The following is a 17,303-nucleotide window of genomic DNA, read 5'->3' as shown; positions in this document are numbered from 1 at the left end:
GCCCGGAACCGGGCCGGACCCGGCGGCGGTTCAGCGCAGCGCCCCCCGCCGGTGCACGGTCGGCGCCGGAAGCCCGAAGTGTCCGCGCAGGGTGCGCTCCGTGTACTCGGTGCGGAAGACGCCACGGTCCTGGAGCTCGGGCACCACCCGGTCGACGAACTCGTCCAGTCCGCCGGGGGCGAACCGCGGCACCACCACGAATCCGTCGGCGCCGTCCGACTGGACGTAGTCGTTCATCTGCTCCGCCACGCGGGCGGGCGTGCCGATGAAGGGCCTGCCCGCCGTCAGCTTCATCACCAGCTCCCGGATGCAGAGGTGCTGCTCGGCGGCGAGGGCCCGCCACTTCTCCACCCGGCGCGAGCGCACCACGGCGTCGGCCAGCCCCGGCCACTCGGGCGGCGCCGCCTCGGGATCGGGGTCGACGTCCGGCAGCGGTCCGTCGGGGTCGTAGGCCGACAGGTCGCGCCCCCAGGTGCGTTCCAGGTACCAGATCGCCAGCTTCGGGCTCACCGCCTCACGTTGTCCGGCCTCGGCGTTCGCCCTGGCGTCCTCCTCGGTGTCACCGAGGACGAACGACACCCCGGGCATGATCTTCACGTGCTCCGGGGCACGGCCGTGGCGGGCCGCCCTGCGCTTGACGTCGGCGTAGAAGGCCTGGCCGGCCAGGCCCAGACGGCGGCTGTAGACCATCTCCGCCGTCGCGGCCGCGAACTCCCGACCCTGCTCCGAGTCCCCCGCCTGGATGGTCAGCGGGTACAGCTGGGGGCTGGTCGGTACGGTGAACCGTCCGCCGACGCGGAAGTGCGGCCCCTCGTGGTGGAACCGGGTGGCTCCGTGCGGTCCCCAACCGCCCCACAGGGTCCGGGCGACGTCGACGAACTCCGCCGCCCGGACGTAGCGGTCGGCGTGCGCCAGATAGCCGCCGCGGCGGAAGTTCTCGCCCGTCCAGGCGTCGGGGGTGGTCACGACGTTCCATCCGCACCTGCCGCCGGAGAGGTGGTCCAGGGTGGCCAGTCTGCGGGCCACGTCGAACGGCTCGTTGAAGGTGGCGTTGACGGTGGCGGCCAGTCCTATCCGGTCCGTCACGGACGCCAGTGCCGACAGCACGGTGATCTGGTCCAGCTGACCCGCGACGCCGACGTCGGAGACCTCGCCGCGGTGCTCCACCAGGCGCGGGAAGTCGGCGAGGAGGAAGGTGTCGAACCTGCCCCGCTCCGCGGTGCGGGCCAGGTGGGAGTAGGAAGCGAACTCGACCTGGCTTCCGGCGCGCGGATCGCGCCAGACGGTCATGTGGTTGACGGGGAAGAGCACGGCGAGGTGCATCTGCTTGAGGGGCTTGTTCATCGAGGGGCGCCTTTCAGGCCGTGAACACGTTCGGGGCCTTCTCGGGCAGGCCGAGCCGCGCGCGCAGAGTGGTTCCCCGGTGCGGGCGGAGCCAGGACCGCCGGCGCAGGACGGGGACGACCTCCGCGACGAACCGGGACAGCGTGGTGGGCAGGAACGCGGGGCGGAGGTGGAATCCGTCGACGTCCCCGGAGTCCCACGTGTCGCCGAGCAGATCGGCGAGTTCCAGCGGTGAGCCGGCGAACCCGCAGCGGTTCGGGGCGCCATCCCCGGTGGGAGCGTCCCAGCCGGACACGCCGTGGTCACCGGTGAACAGGACCTCCAGCTCGCCGATGACCCGGGTGCGCGCGCCGAACCGTGCCCGGGCTGCCGGCGCGTCACGGACGTCGACGAACACCATGTCGGCGTCGTGGACGGAGTCCTGGTCCGCGCGCGGGTCGAAGTCGACCGCGAGGACGGGGTGGCCCTGCGGCGGCCGGGGCACGTTCGCCGGGCCCTTGATGCGGAAGTGCCGTCCGGCGTGGTCGACGGGGTGGAGCCTGGACCGGTCGAGGAAGCGTCCGGCCGCCACCTGCCTGATCTCCGCGCCGTCCTCCCAGCTGTCCCACAGCCTGGTGACCACCTCGGTGAACTCAGCCTCTTCCGCGTGGAGTTCATCCCGGCCGGCGGGCGGTTCGGGCCCGAAGTGCGCGGCCTCCGCCGCCGCGGTGACCACGCGCGGGCGCCAGCCGGCGCGGCCCCGGCTGATGTGGTCGAGCGTGGCCAGCGCCCTGGAGACGTGTACGGGTTCGCAGTGCGTGGTCGTCACCGTCGGCACCAGGCCGATGGTGGTGGTCAGCGGAGCGATCCCGGCGAGCACGGTCACCGCGTCCGGGCGCCCGAGGGCGGCGCCGGGCCCGTCCGGGAGCGCCATGGAGTCGTCCAGCGTCACGAAGTCCACACCACCCCGTTCGGCTTCCAGTACGAGCCGTCGATGGTGGCCGGGGTCCAGCGGATCGCCGGGCGAACACCACCGGGACTCCGGGTGGCAGCCGGTCGCGTCGACGGCCATGCCGAGGAACATCTGGGCGCTCCTCTCGAAGAGCTGGTCACGGGGGAACGGGTCGATGGGCGGGCAGTCCCGGGAACGGACTGCCGCTGGGCCCGCAGCCTAGGGCGGGAGGGCCGGCCGGCCGGGTTTTCCGGGAGAAGGGCAGCGCCTGCGTCCGGGCCGGGCCGGACGGTTGCACGGATCGGTGAAATGCCGGAGCCGGGGCCGTACACGCAATCGGGTAACTGCCGGACAGGGCTTGTCGACCGCTTCGGGGCGCGTTTAAGTTCGCATCGTCCCGCCGGCGAGAAATGATTCTCCGGGGGTCCGGAAGGAATTCCCCGAAGACTTTCCGCGGGATCTTCAGCCTGCTCATCCAGCCAGAAGGAGAAAGACATGGGCGACACCCGGAAGAACATGCCGGAGACCGCGTCGGAGGAGATCTCCCCCGAGGTCGACGACGAGGAGCTGGAAGCCCTTTCCGGCGGGCTGGAAGTGATCTGACCGTCACGTTCCTGGTCGTGTACCGGCGGTGGGTGCCGCGGGTGCACGGCCATTTCCATGTGAGAGAGCGCATGATGAAGACCGCACAGGTGCGAGTCGTCGAGTCCATGCAGGAATACGTGCCCCGGGCCGAGGAGAGGAGGATCTTCCTCGCCGGTGGGATGCACAACTGCCCCGACTGGCGCCACGACGCGATATCCGCCTTCCGCCGGATCTGGTCCGCGGGCAGCGCCGACCGGCGCCCGCTGGCCCTGCTCAGCCCGCGGCGGGTCATCTCCGGCCCGTCCGGCTTCAACGAGGCCATGGTGACGTGGGAGCACCGGCACCTGGCGCTGGCGGACCTGGTGCTCTTCTGGTTTCCCAGCGGGAACGAGGCGCGGCCGGAACAGCCCATCGCCCTCTACGAACTGGGAGCGGCGGCGGCCACCGGGCGGGCGATCGCGGTGGGCGTCGAGGGCGGATACCGCCGCCGCTCGGACGTGCTGGCCCAGCTGCGCTGCGCGCGGCCGGGGCTGCCGGTCCACGACGATCTCCTCTCCACCGTGAGCACCGCGGTGGAGGCCCTGCGCGACGGGTCCCGTCCGCTACGAAGTGTTTCGTGAGAGAAGGTGAGCACCTGATGGAGAACCTGCGCTCGTTGGTGGGCGACCCCGAGCCGTTCCTCGGCACCGCCTGGCGACGCGAGGCCCGTGTGCTGAGCCCGAGCGTGCCGCCCGCCCGGCTGCTCACACCGGCCGACCTGGACGCCGTGCTGACCGGAGGCCTGCTCCGCAGGCCCTATCTGGAAATGGTCCACGGCGGACGGAACCTGGAACTGGGCGACTTCACCACCCCGCGAAGCGTCGGCGGACACGAGTTCCCCGGCTATGCCGACCCCGACAAGGTGCTGAGGCGGCTCTCCTCGGGGGCCACCCTGCTGATGCGCAACGTCGAGCACTGGCATCCGGGGGCGGCAGCGCTCGCAGACCGGCTCGGCACCGAACTCGGCTGTCCCGTGGAGGCTTTCGTCTTCGTCACGCCGGCGGGGGAACAAGGGCTGGGTTCGCACCGTGACGACGCGGACGTCTTCGTCGTCCAGCTGAACGGCAGCAAGCGGTGGCAGGTGCACGGCGCCCCGGCGGGCGACGCGTGGGAGGTCGGATACGAGCCGGACCCGGGGCCGGTGGTGCTGGAGACCACGGTGGAGCGCGGCCAGGTGCTCTACATCCCGCGCGGAGCCCCGCACTCGGCCGTCGGCCGGAGCGGCGGTCTGTCGGTGCACCTGTCGCTGACGGTGCGCAGGCCCGGTACCGGTGCTGCGGCCCGTCCGGGGGCGGAGGACCCGACGGGAGCGCCCTCGATCGCGGCGCTGGCGGCCGCGCTCGACGGCTGAGGAGCGGGGACCGCGCGGAGGCGGTGGCGTGGGGAACGGTCGTGCCGATGGCGGCACGGCCGTTCTGTCGTTTGCGGGCTGCGGGCTGCGGGCTGCGGGCTGCGGGCTGGCCGTGACGCGGCCGGAAAGCACTTCGGCGGCCGGCGGACGGGACGCTGCGCGTCCTGACCGCCGGCCGCCTCGGGCGCCGGACGGTGTCCTGCCTATTCGTCGTTCGTGACGGTCAACCCCTTGAGACCTGCCACGAGTGCCTGGAGGTCGTCGTCCGAGAGATCGGCGGCGTAGGTCTCGTCTTCCTCGTTCACGGTCCTTCTCCTCTGCTGTGTTTCCTGGGGGTTTCGGTTTCCGGGTGGGTGACGGTGCTCAGCGCGCGATGTCGGACGGTGCGGGGTGGCCGAGGCCGGCCACGAGGGAGTCCAGCTCCTCCTCGGTGAGGTCGCCGGCCTCGAACCGCTCCGGGTACGGGACGAGCAGCCTGAGGGTGCCGCGGGCGGCGATCTCCCCCCAGGCCCGGATCTGGGATTCCAGCGCACCGGACGTCACGGGCTGATCGCGGACGACCTCGATCACGGTGCCCAGCGGCACGTCGATCCCGTGTTCGGCGAGCAGGGCGCCGGGATCGCGGGACAGCATCCGCTCCTTGCCGGGATCCGACCAGGCGGCCGCGACCACCGCGTTGTATCGGGCGGCGAAATCACTGCGCTCGGCTTCTTCCATCGTGCGGACCTTCGCTTTCGGTCATGGAGCGGGGGAGTTGGCGGCGGTGCCGCTCGGGTTCGCCGACTGTGCCCACAGCTGGCGCCGGGCGAGCCGGTGGAACAGGCCGCCGGTGTCCGCGAGCAGCTCGTGATAGGTGCCGCTCTGGACGATCCGGCCCTGGTCCATGACGAGGATGACGTCCGCGTTGATCACGGTGGAGAGCCGGTGGGCGATGACGATCCGGGTCGCGGCGAGTTGCCGGGTGCTCGCGGTGACGATCTCCTGGGTGTGGTTGTCGAGGGCACTGGTCGCCTCGTCGAAGAAGAGCACCCGCGGTTTGGAGATCAGCGCCCTGGCGATCAGGACGCGCTGCCGCTGGCCGACGGACAGGGCGCCGCCGCCGAAGGACAGCAGGCTGTTGAGCGCCATCGGCATCCGGCGGATGTCCTCGTCGAGGCCCGCCATGGCGGCGGCCTCCCAGACCTGCTCGATGGAGTAGGGCTGGGCGCCGCAGATGTTCTCCCGGATGGTGCCGCTGAACAGCCGCCCGTCCTGGAGGACCACGCCGCACTGGCGGCGCACGGCCTGCACGTCGAGCTCGGCGAGGTCCTGTCCGTCGTAGAGCACGGAGCCGCTGCGCGGGCGCTCGAAACCGAGCAGCAGTCGCAGGAGGGTGGACTTGCCGGAGCCGCTGGGACCGACGATCGCGACGAACTGGCCGGGGCGGGCGTGCAGCGTCACCTTGTCGAGCACCGGGGTGTCCAGGCCCGGGTAGCCGAAGGTCGCGTTGACGATCTCGATCTCCCCCCGGAGGTCCAGCGGTTGGACGTGACTGGCTTCGCGCTCGGCCCGCGCGGTCAGTACCTCGGTGAGTCCGTGCAGGCGGGGGAGCACGACGACGAACTCGGCGCCGCTGGTGACCAGGAGGATCATGGACTGGAGCTGCAGGGCGAAGGCCGCGTTGAGCGTGAAGAAGCCGCTCGCCGGCACCTGGCCCCGCAAAGGGCCTGCCAGCAGCGCGAAGAGGACCAGCTGTCCGGCGATGGGGACGGTGACGGCGACCGCCGACAGGGCCCCCTGCACCCGGTGCACGCGTTGCAGCCGGGCGCGCGCCACGACGGTGGCCTGCGCCCAACGGCTGAACATGGCGTTCTCGGCGGCGGCCAGCCGGATCTTCATGATGCCGCCGAAGATCTCGTTGGTCACGGCCGCGGCGTGGTGCTCGGCGGGCAGGGCCTGGCGCTGACGGCGGATCACCGCCAGGCCGAAGAGGACTCCCAGGCCGCTGGTCCCCGCCAGCAGGACGAGGGTGTACAGACCGACGACGGGGTTGATCGTCAGGGTCAGGGCCAGCCCGGCCGCCGCGGTCAGCAGGGCGAGGAAGGTCCGGGTCGCCAGCCCGTTCAAGGCCTGGCGGGCGTAGGCCGTGCCCAGCATCTTGCTGGCCAGGACGCCGCTGGCGGTCCGGGTGAAGAAGTCGGACGGGAGCCGCATCAGCCGGTCCCACAGGGCGAGTTGGATCCCCGATTCCAGCCGGTCCTCCAGCCGCAGCGCGTGCAGGTTGAGGAGCGCGGTGAACAGGGCCGCCGCGACGGCGCTCACCAGGTACAGACCGGTGGCCCAGGGAAGGTCCTGGAGGCCTCCCGAGGTCAGGGAGCTGAGCACCTGGCCGATCAGCAGCGGGGTCGCCAGGCTCAGCGCGGCCACGGCGACTCCGGTGGCCAGCATGGACCGCAGCTCCGACGCGGTGCCGAAGGCCCCCCGGCGCAGGAGCTGGCGCAGGCTGGTGTCCGCGGGCAGGGGCAGCTGGGCCAGGGTGGCGTTCCGGCCGAAGGTGTCCGCGCGCCGCCGGTCCACCGGGGTACGGGCCCGGGTGTGCGGGTTGACCATCCAGTACCGGCCGCGGGCGAACAGGAGCGGGACCGGGATCAGGCGGGGGGCGCCGGAGACGTCGTCACCGGAGGCCGGTGCGTCCGTCCGTTCATCGGCGGATGCCGGGCCCGCCGCCGTGGCCGGGCGCCAGCCGATGAGCGGGCCGACATTGTTGCGCCACCACTTGGCGGACAGCCGGACCTGACGCAGGTGGAGCCCCGAACTCTGGGCGACCGCCCGGAGTTCGTCGCCGTGGTCGCTGGTCCCCGGCGTGTGGGTGGGCGGCTCGGTCACGGAGACGTCCGCTCCCTCGGTGACCACCCGGAGGGTTTCGACCGCCCAGGCCCGCGCGTCCTGGGCGCCGTCGGTGGCGAGCCGCCCACCGCGGGCGCGGTTCGCGCCGAGCACGCCCAGGGCCCGTCGCGCACTCGCCGCCACCATCTGCTCGGCGGCGCGCTTGCGGACGTCGATCGCGTGCAGGAACGCGGTGTCCGTCGCCAGGGCGCGGTCGCCGAGCGAACGCACCAGATGGGCCATCTGCTGGTCGACGGCTTCGAAGAGGGCTCCGGAGCGCAGCAGGTCCGGGGTGTTCAGGAGCTCGACCAGACAGTCCGACTCCGCACGGGTCCAGTCCTGCAGACCGAGGAAGAGCGCCTCGCGCCCGGCCGAGACGGTGTGGTCGGCCAGGCCGTTCTTGCTCATGCGGCCGTCCGCCAGCCGGATCCAGCACGGGCGGCCGCTGCCGACGACCGTACGGCCGCGGGTGAGGGAGACGATCTGCCGGGAGCGCAGTACCTGGGCGTCCCGCGGGGCGCCGGTGGAGCGTACGGCGTCCGAGACGGCCTGGAGGGCCCGGTCGAGGGCGTCGCTGATCACGTCGGCGACGCGGTCTTCGCGGCCGGCCGGCCGGCCGCGGTCCGGCTCCTCGGGCCGGACCTGGCGGAACAGCCCGGAGAGCTGGTCGTGGTCGATGCCGCGCAGGCGCCCGCCGGGCAGCGGTACCACGGTGAGCTGCCACTCGCCGGTCGCGGTCGAGGAGGGGATCGCGCTGTGGACGGGGCAGCGGGCCACGAAGTGCTGCCGGGAGGTGTCGCCGTCGGGCACGAGACGGCTCGCGAAGATGTCGGCCGGGCCGCCTTCGACCAGGTAGACGGTGTGCCGCCCGTCGATCCGGCGGGTCGCGGTGGAGCCGGGGGCCGCCAGCCGGGCGAGCAGGTCCCAGTCCTGGGGCGGAACGGCGGTGCTCATGCGGTTTCCCCCGATGTCTTCGCCTGGTGCCGGATGAGTGCCGCGTAGGAACCGTCGCGTTCCATGAGGGCGTCGTGCGTGCCGCGTTCGACCTCCTGGCCGTGCTGGAGCACGATGATCCGGTCGCAGTCGCGGATGGTGGACAAGCGGTGGGCCACGATGAGGCACGTGGCGCCGCGGCGGCGCAGGTTGGAGTCGATCCGTCGCTCCGTCTCGGTGTCCAGGGCGCTGGTGGCCTCGTCCAGGATGAGCAGCCGGGGGTTGCGGACCAGGGCGCGGGCGATTTCCAGGCGCTGGCGCTGGCCTCCGGAGAAGTTGCGTCCGCCTTCGTGCACCGGGCTGGCCAGACCGCCGGGGCGGGCCGCCACTTCCTGGTGGATGCAGGCGTCCTTGAGGGCCTGTACGACGTCCTCGTCGGAGATGGTCGGGTCCCACAGGGTGACGTTGTCCCGTACCGTGCCCTCGAACATGATCTTGTCCTGGTCGACCATCGCCATCGTGGCGGCCCACAGCCCCGGGTCGAGCTCGTGCGGCTCGCGGCCGTCGACGGTGATCCGCCCGCTCCAGGGCTGGTGCAGTCCGGCGAGCAGCCGGCCCACGGTGGACTTCCCGCTGCCGGAACCGCCGACCAGCGCCACCCGCGCCCCGGGGGGCAGGTCCAGGGAGAAGTCCTGGAGGAGGGGAGGGACCAACGGGTTGTAGCCGAAGGTGACCCGGTCGAGCACCACGTGGCCTTCCAGCGGTGTGGGCGCCCCGGAGGCGGCGGGTGCGGGCGGCAGCGGATAGCGCTCCACGTCCTGGAGGCGCTGCAGGTCCGCGCCGATCTCCTCGACCTGGGCACTGACCGTGGTGAGGCTGGTGACGGGCCGGTTCATCGCGACGGCCAGTCCCTGCATGGCGACGAGCACTCCGACGGTCAGGGTGCCGGTGAGGACGAGGTGACTGCCCAGGGCGATCAGCACGGCCGTGTTCAGCGCGGCGAGCAGAGCGGGCACCGCCGCCACGACGGCCGCCGGTACGCCCGCCTTCTGCTGCCCCGTGGTCACCGCCGCCTGCCGCGCGGCGAACTGCTGGTAGCTCAGCTCCTCCTGGCCGCTGGCCTTGACGGTCTCGATCATCGAGATGGTGGTGTACACGGCGGCGAAGAGCCGACCGCGTTCGGCCTGCAGGCCCGCGATGGCGGTCGCGCGGATGGTGGACAGCCAGCGCAGCACGGCCACGTTGAGCCCGGAGAAGAACAGCGCGCACAGCCCGAGGACGAGGTCGTACTGGCACAGCAGCGCGGCGTAGGACAGGGCCAGGGCCATGTCCACCGCGGTGGACGCCAGCCGTCGCGTGAAGATGTCGGCCACCACGTCGTTGGTGCGCACCCGCCGGGCCAGATCGGCCGCCATGCGCTGGTTGAAGAAGCCCAGCGGAAGCCGCAGCATGTGCCGCATCAGGCGGGCCGCGCTGCCGAGCGCCACCGCGGTCTCGGCGCGCACGAGCAGGCGCTGTTGGAGCCATCCGGCGACGAGGGTGATCACGGTCGCCACGGCCATCGCCGCGACCAGCGCGACGGAGGTGGCCGATTCCGAGCCGAGCAGCACCCGGTCGACGAAGACCCGGGTGAGGGCGGGCACCGCGATGCCGACCAGTGCCACCAGGAGGCCGAGGATCGCGGTCTGGGGCACGACCGAGCCGAGGTTGCGCCAGCGTTCGCGAAGGGTGCGGACCAGACTGAACGGGTGCCCTCCCCGCTCGAACCCGGGACCCGGCTCCACCGCGATCAGGATGCCCGTGTACGCGTCGTCGAACTCCTCCCAGCTCACCGTACGGGGGCCGGTGGCCGGATCGTTGAGGCTGACCTTCCGCCCCAGCCCCTCCAGCACCAGGAAGTGTTCGAAGTTCCAGTACAGAATGGCCGGCAGCCGCACGGAGCCGAGCTCCGGGACGGGACTCTGGCGACCGCGTGCGGTCAGCCCGTACCGGCGCGCCGCCTTGGCGACGCTGGCCGCGGTGGAGCCGTCCCGGCTCACCCCGCAGGCCTGCCGGAGTTCTTCGAGCGGGACGTGGCGGCCGTAGTGGGCCAGGACGATGCCCAGCGAGGCGGCCCCGCACTCGGTGGCCTCCATCTGGATCACGGTGGGGGTGCGCACCCGCTTGGAGGCCGGCCGGTCGGCGGCGCGCTTCGGGAGGGTCGCCCTCATCGCTTCACCAGCCAGTTCAGCGGGCGTTCCTGGGCCACGGTCAGGGTCGCCGTCACCGCGCTCTGCGAGTTCAGCGCGAAGGACGGGGAGGAGCGGGACCACTTCAGCCCGCTCGGCGACCCGCCGTCCGGGGTGAGGCGGACGGTCACCGCGACGACCGACCCGGTGCTGAGGAACGGGGTCACATCGCGGCCGGAGCCGAGGAAGGCGTGCAGGGACTCCTCCGTCTCCGGCTGGGAGCCGACGGCCGAGACCGTTCCGGACAGCGTGCCGAAGACGCTCACCGGCGCCACCGCGGTCGAGAGCCGTACGGGCATGCCGACGCGCAGCAGTGGGGCATGGGCCGCCGGGACGTAGACCATCGCCTCCAACCGGTCGCCGGGCGTGTCCAACCGCTCCAGTACGGCGACCTTGCTCCCGGGCAGCAGCATCTCGCCCTCGGAGATGCGCACGCTGACCACGTGCGCGGTCCACGGCGCGGTGACCGTCTCGGTCGAGCCGTTCTGRCCGACCAGGGTGTAGAGCGGCTGCTCCTTGCCGACCCGTTGGTTCGGGGCCACCAGGACCGAGGTCACCTGCCCCTGCCGCGTGGCGTCCAGGGTGACGGCACCCGCCGCGTGGGTGAGCACCCCGGGGGCGTCGACGGTCTTCGGCACGGTGGCGAAGGCCGACCAGGTACCGATGGACAGCACCACGACCAGCAGCGCCAGCGTCGTCAACCAGGTGGGTATCGAGGCCAGTCGGGCGATCTCGTCGAGTTGCTCGGGTGATTCGAGCTTTCGGAGGGCTTGTTTGCGGAACCTCAAGGCTGCTCCTCGCAGTCGGACGGGCAAGAGCCGAGGACGAACTCGGCGATGGCGGGTTCGACCAGCGTGTCCAGTCCCGACAACGCGGCGAACGAGGCGACGTCCCCCGCCCCCAGCGCGCACGGGGCCAGCCCCATGTCGGTGGCGACGAGGTACATCCACGCGGTCAGGATTCCGGCGTCCTTGAGCGCCAACGCGTACGGAATCCCTTCGTACTTCCACATCAGGCGCCCGATCCGCGCGGTGATCACGAACAGCACCTGGGGCGGGTCCGGCATGGTGGCCGTGGCGCGCGCGAAGGACAGCATCTTCGCGGTCTCGGGGCCCGTGGCGGCGACGGCCGCCAGCCGGTGCCGCACCGAGTCGTAGTGGTAGAGCCCGCTCTCCAACCCGGCGCAGCGCGAGACCAGCGGATAGATCTCCAGTTCGCCGATCCCGCCGGCTCCCGGGTACGGGCGCCTGCCGGTCTCCCGGCCGTCCGCGTCGCCGGTCGCGGCGGGGCCGAGGCGCTGGACCCGGTGCAGGAACTCGGCCAGCTGGGCCGCGGTGATCGGCCGGGTGTCGTCCTGGCGGCGGACACTGCGGCGACGGGACATCACCGCGGCCAGCGAGTCCGGCGCCGCCCCCGCGGGGGGCGCGGCGGGCGAGGGGAGGACGATGGTGCGACGCGCGGCGGGACCGTCGGCCGGTGCGGGCTCCGGCTCCGGCTCCGGGACTCCGCGGAAGCGGTGGGTGGCGCCGATCGGCGCCGCGTGGCGCTGCGGCCGCGTCCGGTCGTGGAGCCACAGTTCCTCCGGCGACCACAGACCCATCGGCGCGGTACCGGTCTCGGCCTCGGCTTCCTCGGAGGTCACCAGGACCTGGGCGGAGAGCAGCTCGTCCAGTACGTACCCGGCGGTGGGTTCGTCCACCTCCAGGGCCTTGGCCACGTCGGGCCGGCTGACCCCGTCCGCCGCCGCGCCCGCCAGGACGGCGCCCAGCTGGGTGTGCGCGCAGGCGATGGCGACGGTGCTCAGCGGGGAATGGGCCAGCATCCGCCCCCGATCGGTGCGGAGCACCGCGAAGCGGGACAGCCGGTAGACCACCCCGGCACCGTGCAGACGCCGGACGGGACCGCTCTGCGCCCCGAGCCCACGGGGCACCACGTCCAGCAGCACCCGGGCCCCGGCGGCGATCCTCCGGTCCAGCCAGCAGTGCAACAGCAGGCGGCGGACCAGGAGTTGGGCCGGCAGGATGCGCGCTTCGCCCTCCAGGCCGGTGACGAGCCGGGCTATCTGAAGGTCGCTCAGCCACCCCTCGGCCATGTGGAGGAGTAGCGCGCGCCGGCCGGGCTCCGGGTCGGGAAGGCGCAGTCGGTAGCGGGACTGCTCCAGGACCAGGGACCCGCCCGGCTCGTGGACCAACCGTGCGTCGACGCGCAGCCGATAGCTCTCGACCTTGGCGGCGCCCGGAAACGGGGACGTGCGTTTCATGGGATTTCACGATCCTGGTACGGGGACGGTCGTGCGACGGTCGGACGGGGGCGGATCCGTAGGGGGGCGGGGGCTCGCGGCGGTCGGGGCCGCCGTCCCGCAGTGCGTGCGGCGAGCCCGGCTGACACCGACCGTAGGGCGGACGGGGCCGGTCCTCGGCGAACGGATCGATCCCGTGCCGGGCAGCGGATCGACCGCGGCACGGAACGGTGTCATCGGCCCGCCGGGGGCGCCGGGTCGCTCAGCCGTTCTCGACGACGACGGATTCCTCGACCCAGGGCGCGGCCCCGAAACTGCCGGCCAGCAGGTCCGCGGCCAGTTCCCGGCCGTGGTTCTCGGCGGCCGCGCGGAAGGCGCTCGCCAGGAGCTCCACCAGCCCCTGGGCGAAGGCGCCGGTGCTGTGGTCGTCCGGTCCGGCGGCGGAGTCCCGCGCGTGGCAGGGAAGGTTGAGCGAGAGGATGTCCGCGCCGACGACCTTGATCAGCTCCTCGGCGGCGCCGTCGACCCGGTCCAGCAACCGTGCCAGGCAGTGCAGGGTGACCGCCGCGGGGATCCCCGCCCGGACGAGGTCGAGGGCGGCGCGCAGGACGCCCGGCCGGGCGATGCGCACGGCGCCGTCCTCGTCCCAGCCGACCACGCCGTGCCGGTTCAGGGAGTGGAAGACGCCGGGCCTCTCCCGTATCGCCCGCTGCAGGGCGGTGGTGAGCTTCTCCCGGTCGTCGTCGCGGCCCTCCGCGCCGAGGAGGGCGGCGATCGACACCAGGTTGAAGCCCTGCCGCTGGAGCGAGACGATGTGCTCCAGCCGGCGCACGTGCGTGTCGTCGTAGTAGCCGATCCGTCCCCTGCGGACCGGCGGCTGGAGCAACTTGCGTGATTGGTGCGCCCGGACGTTCCTCGGGGACATGCCGACGATCCTGGAGAGCTCCTCCACGGTGTAGCGGGCTGCCGGACGATCCGGGCTCGTCAGGGACAGGGGGGTCGATGTCATGGTGTGTCCTTCCGCGGGCCGGCACCGTGGCGATGGCGATGGCGATGGCGATGGCGATGAGGTGATGTCGACGAGGTGGGCGCACCGCACGCGAGAGGGGTGTGCGGGGGCCGGCACTGCGGCCCCGGAGGCCGGCCGTGGGCCTGCCGTCCCGTGCCGTGGCGCGTCGTGCCCCGGCAGTGCGGCCGGACCCAGTCGAGCACGCGCCCGGCGGCCCGGACCAGGCGGTTCAGCCCGCAGGAGTGCGTCCGGCATACTTCTGCCGTACAGCTCGCGCCGCACCCGGGGGAGCGCGCAGCACCACGAGGAGCGTTCCACGTGCGGCAGCCCCGCCGAGCCCCTGTCACCGGGCGTTCACCAGCAGCCGGTCGGTCATGAGCGGCGGGTCCGCGCCCGGCGGGTTCGGGGAGCTGCTGCGCGGCCTGCGCGTCCGGGCAGGCCATACCCAGGAACGGCTCGCCCATGCCGCGGGAGTGAGCGTGCGCACCCTCGTCGACCTGGAACGCGGCCGTACGCGTGGACCGCAGCGCCGTACCGTGCAGGCGCTGGCCCGCGCACTCGCCCTGGACACCGTGGACCTCGAAGACCTGGAACGGGTCGCCGCCTGCGGCCGTCCCCGCTCACACCCGGCCGCCGTACCCTCGGGCACGATGCCGCTGCCGCGCGACCTCAGTGACTTCACCGCCCGTACCCAGGACCTGGCCCGCCTGCGCGCCCTGGCCGAACACCCCGGCGGAGCCCCGGCACCCGTCGCCGTCGTCGCCGGACAGCCGGGCCTGGGCAAGACCGCCTTCGCCGTACACGCCGCGCACTCCCTCGCCCCGCACTACCCCGACGGCCAGTTCGCCGTCGATCTGCGCGGCATGGACGAGCGGCCCGCCGACCCGCGCGAAGTCCTGGCCCGCCTGCTGCGCGCCCTCGGCGTCACCGAGCGGGCCGTCCCCCACGACACCCAGGACCGTACGGGTCTGCTCCGCTCGATCACCGCCGTACGCCGACTGCTCCTGCTGCTGGACAACGCCGCCGACGAGGACCAGCTCCGCCCGCTGCTCCCGGGCCGGGGCCACTCGCTGACCATCGTCACCAGCCGCCACGCCCTGGCCGGCCTGGAGTGCGCGCACCGCGTCGACCTCACGCTGCTGCACCGCGAGGAGTCCGTCGAACTGATCACCCGCATCATCGGCGCACAGCGCGTCGCCCGGGAAGCCCAGGCCGCCCGCGACCTCGCCGACCTGTGCGGCCACCTGCCGCTGGCCGTCCGGATCGCCGGACAGCGCCTGGCGATCCGGCCGCAGGAGCGGTTGGGCAAGCTGGTCACCCAACTCGCCAGGGAGGAGAGCCGCCTGGACTCCCTGAGGGCGGGCAGCCTGGAAATGCGGGCCGCGTTCGCGCTGTCCTACCGCCGTCTCACGCCGACCGCCCGGACCCTGCTGCGGCGCGCAGCCCTTGCGGCCGGCCCCGACTTCAGCCCGGAGACCGCGGCCGTACTGGCGGGCACCACCCTGCGCCGGGCCCGGCTGTACGTCGAGGACCTCGCCGACCACGGACTCCTCCAGCCGCACCCGGAAACCGAGCGCTACCGCTTCCACGACCTGCTGAAACTGTTCGCCACCGAGCAACTCGCCGCCGCCGACGACCCCACCGCCCTCGCGGCCGCCCGTGACCGCACCGCCCGCTGGATGCTGAATCGGGCCACGGCGGCGGCGCTCCACTTCGACGCGGACCACGGCCGGAGCCCCGAGGGCGACCCGGACCCGGCGACCGCCCCCACCGGCCGCGAACCGGCCCGTGCCTGGCTGGAAGCCGAACGCGCCCAGTGGCTGTGGGCGCTCCACCACGCCCGGGCCACCGGATGGCACCGTGAGGTCATCGACACCGCCGAGGCCATGCACTGGTTCTCCGACCGCACCCAGCACTGGGAACAGTGGGTGGAGGTGTTCCGACTCGCCGTCGCCTCCGCCCGCGCCCTGGGCAGCCGGGCGGAGGAGGCCGTTCACCTCAACTATCTGGCCTGGGCCTACAACATGTGCACCTACGACCACCACGCCGCCGTGGAGACCGCCGACGCCGCCTTCACCGCGGCCCGGGAGGGCGGCGACCGGCTCCAGATGGGGTGGGCCCTGGCGTACGGGGCGGGCGCGCTCAAACGCCTCGGCCGCACCGGCGAGGCCATCGCCTGGCTGCGCGACTCCGCCGCCTGCCACCGCGACAACACCACCCCCCAGGGCCGTGTCGCCGAACTGACCACCCTCAACGGCCTCGGGGTCGTGCTGCGCGAGACCGGCCACGCCGGGCAGGCCCTCGCCATCCACCGCAGCAGCGAGGCCATCTGCCGGGCGGGTATCCCGGGCCAGTCACCCGACCTGATCGCCGTCTACCACGCCGCCACCCTCCACTACCTCGGCGGCGACCTGGCCGCACTCGCCCGCTGGTCCGAGGCGGAAGCCCACTTGCGCCGGGCGCTCGCCGCCTTCGAGGCCGCGGACATGCCGGCCTGGAGCGAACCGGCCCGCCTCGACCTGGGCATCGCCCTGCACCGACTGGGCCGCGACGAGGAAGCCCGCACCGCCCTGACCAGGGCTCAGCACACCCTGAGGGAACTCAACCACCCCCGCCACGGCGAAGCCGCCGCCCATCTGGAAGAAATCCCCGAAGCCGGCGCGTGACCCCGCTTTCCGTCTCGCGGAGGCCTTGTAGCAGGAGGCAGGTGCGGACGGGCGTATTCCGGTAAACATTTCCTATCCTCTGGCAAAGCATTTGCCGGGCCCTTGCCCTGCCGGTGGGCGACCCGATGGGATGCGCGAGTCCCTTTGCTGAGCTCCTCCGGGTGATCCCGGCTCAGCCGAACCGTGAGGCACCGGATGACCCGGTGCGTCATGCATGCGAACATCGAGGTCGAGTCACATCGTGCGTCAGATATCCTCCGCCGCCAGGCTTCTCACCGTCGCGGCACTTCCGCTGGCGCTGACCGCCTGCTCCTTCACCGCCGCGAAGGYCGCCCCGAAGGCCGCCCCGAAGGCCGCGGGCTCGAAGTCGGCCGCCGCGGCGCCGTCGGCCGCCGCTCCGGCCGGCGGCCCCAACAAGGGCCTGCCGACCGGCAGGCAGCTCAAGGCGCTGCTCGCGCCGGCGTCCTTCTTCGCCTCCGGCTTCACCGCCGACCCGGAACTCGCGCGCGACACCGGCGACACCTACCAGCTGCCGGCCACCGCGGACGTGCCCACCCCCGACYGCACCAAGCTCGGCGGGACCTCGTGGACGGAGATCACCGGGATCACCGGCGTCTCGTTCGCGCAGGACGGTTACGTGAACAAGGACTCCTCCGAGGAGTTCGCCCAGGAGATCGACGTCTACCGGGACGCGACCGCCACGACCGTGCTCGACGCGCTGGGCAAGATCTCCATGGCCTGCCCGAGCTACACCGACGGCGCCACCCACGCCAAGGTGACGGTCGCGGAGAAGCCCCTGGCGGGCGTCGGCGACGGCGCCTGGGTCATCACCGAGACGAGCTCCGCCTGGCAGGGCGGCACCACGCTGGTGGCCGCGCGGGTCGGCACCTCGGTGGTGACCGTACTCGTCAGCAGCAGCACCGACAACGGCGTCGCGGGCGGCCCCCCACCACCCGGTGTGCTTACGGCCGCCTTAAGGCCGTTCAGGCGAATTCCGGCAATTCGCACCTGTGTCCCGAATCTCCACTTGCGGCTCGGCATCATGTCGATCACGGCGAAGGCTGYGACCGGAGCGGCCTTCAGTGGCAGACAGGTACTCATGCGGTGAACGAG

General features: G+C 72.8%; 12 protein-coding genes. 4 read left to right on the top strand and 8 right to left on the bottom strand.

The features are described from left to right. Positions 1-30: 30 nt before the first annotated feature. Both AB4039_RS30435 and AB4039_RS30430 read right to left on the bottom strand, forming a co-directional pair. Positions 31-1,344 (bottom strand): NtaA/DmoA family FMN-dependent monooxygenase, encoded by a 1,314-nt coding sequence (locus tag AB4039_RS30435; RefSeq protein WP_266846150.1) that lies wholly within the window; start codon positions 1,342-1,344, stop codon positions 31-33. A gap of 13 nt (positions 1,345-1,357) precedes the next feature. Continuing rightward, complete coding sequence (locus tag AB4039_RS30430) at positions 1,358-2,407, bottom strand: LLM class flavin-dependent oxidoreductase (RefSeq protein WP_442272298.1); 1,050 nt, start codon at positions 2,405-2,407, stop codon at positions 1,358-1,360. A gap of 542 nt (positions 2,408-2,949) precedes the next feature. Here AB4039_RS30430 and AB4039_RS30425 point away from each other — a divergent pair. Both AB4039_RS30425 and AB4039_RS30420 read left to right on the top strand, forming a co-directional pair. Continuing rightward, positions 2,950-3,480: a nucleoside 2-deoxyribosyltransferase domain-containing protein gene (locus AB4039_RS30425; protein ID WP_266846152.1), complete on the top strand. Its 531-nt coding sequence runs from the start codon at positions 2,950-2,952 to the stop codon at positions 3,478-3,480. Continuing rightward, the gene (locus AB4039_RS30420) at positions 3,477-4,250 is read left to right on the top strand and encodes a JmjC domain-containing protein (protein WP_442272297.1); all 774 of its coding nucleotides are present in this window, start codon (positions 3,477-3,479) and stop codon (positions 4,248-4,250) included. The genes AB4039_RS30425 and AB4039_RS30420 overlap by 4 nt, the downstream gene beginning before the upstream one ends. A 363-nt stretch (positions 4,251-4,613) precedes the next feature. Here the strand turns inward: AB4039_RS30420 and AB4039_RS30415 are convergent, their stop codons facing one another. The 6 genes from AB4039_RS30415 to AB4039_RS30390 all read right to left on the bottom strand — a co-directional run bounded on the left by AB4039_RS30415 (position 4,614) and on the right by AB4039_RS30390 (position 13,524). Further along, positions 4,614-4,967, bottom strand: a complete 354-nt coding sequence (locus tag AB4039_RS30415; protein WP_266846154.1) for a hypothetical protein — start codon at positions 4,965-4,967, stop codon at positions 4,614-4,616. A gap of 21 nt (positions 4,968-4,988) precedes the next feature. After that, positions 4,989-8,069, bottom strand: a complete 3,081-nt coding sequence (locus tag AB4039_RS30410; protein ID WP_442272296.1) for an ATP-binding cassette domain-containing protein — start codon at positions 8,067-8,069, stop codon at positions 4,989-4,991. Further along, the gene (locus AB4039_RS30405; RefSeq protein ID WP_442272295.1) at positions 8,066-10,258 is read right to left on the bottom strand and encodes an NHLP family bacteriocin export ABC transporter peptidase/permease/ATPase subunit; all 2,193 of its coding nucleotides are present in this window, start codon (positions 10,256-10,258) and stop codon (positions 8,066-8,068) included. Before AB4039_RS30405 ends, AB4039_RS30410 begins: the two co-directional genes overlap by 4 nt. Then, positions 10,255-11,064 (bottom strand): HlyD family efflux transporter periplasmic adaptor subunit, encoded by an 810-nt coding sequence (locus AB4039_RS30400; RefSeq protein WP_266846157.1) that lies wholly within the window; start codon positions 11,062-11,064, stop codon positions 10,255-10,257. Before AB4039_RS30400 ends, AB4039_RS30405 begins: the two co-directional genes overlap by 4 nt. Next, entirely contained in the window at positions 11,061-12,536 is a 1,476-nt protein-coding gene (locus AB4039_RS30395) for a SagB family peptide dehydrogenase (RefSeq protein WP_442272294.1), read from the bottom strand. The genes AB4039_RS30400 and AB4039_RS30395 overlap by 4 nt, the downstream gene beginning before the upstream one ends. A 241-nt stretch (positions 12,537-12,777) precedes the next feature. Continuing rightward, positions 12,778-13,524, bottom strand: a complete 747-nt coding sequence (locus AB4039_RS30390) for a MerR family transcriptional regulator (RefSeq protein ID WP_266846159.1) — start codon at positions 13,522-13,524, stop codon at positions 12,778-12,780. Between the two features lie 374 nt (positions 13,525-13,898). On the opposite strand from AB4039_RS30390, the gene AB4039_RS30385 reads away from it, so the two are divergent. Together AB4039_RS30385 and AB4039_RS30380 are read left to right on the top strand one after the other, a co-directional pair. Next, a complete protein-coding gene (locus tag AB4039_RS30385; protein WP_442272293.1) occupies positions 13,899-16,190 on the top strand; it encodes an ATP-binding protein in 2,292 nt (763 codons plus the stop codon). 241 nt (positions 16,191-16,431) lie between these two features. Continuing rightward, positions 16,432-17,298 (top strand): hypothetical protein, encoded by an 867-nt coding sequence (locus tag AB4039_RS30380; protein ID WP_442272292.1) that lies wholly within the window; start codon positions 16,432-16,434, stop codon positions 17,296-17,298. The last annotated feature ends 5 nt before the right edge of the window (positions 17,299-17,303 follow it).

Source organism: Streptomyces sp. M-16 (genome assembly GCF_052114405.1).
Lineage (GTDB): Bacteria > Actinomycetota > Actinomycetes > Streptomycetales > Streptomycetaceae > Streptomyces.
This window is presented reverse-complemented; position numbering and strand designations above follow the sequence as displayed.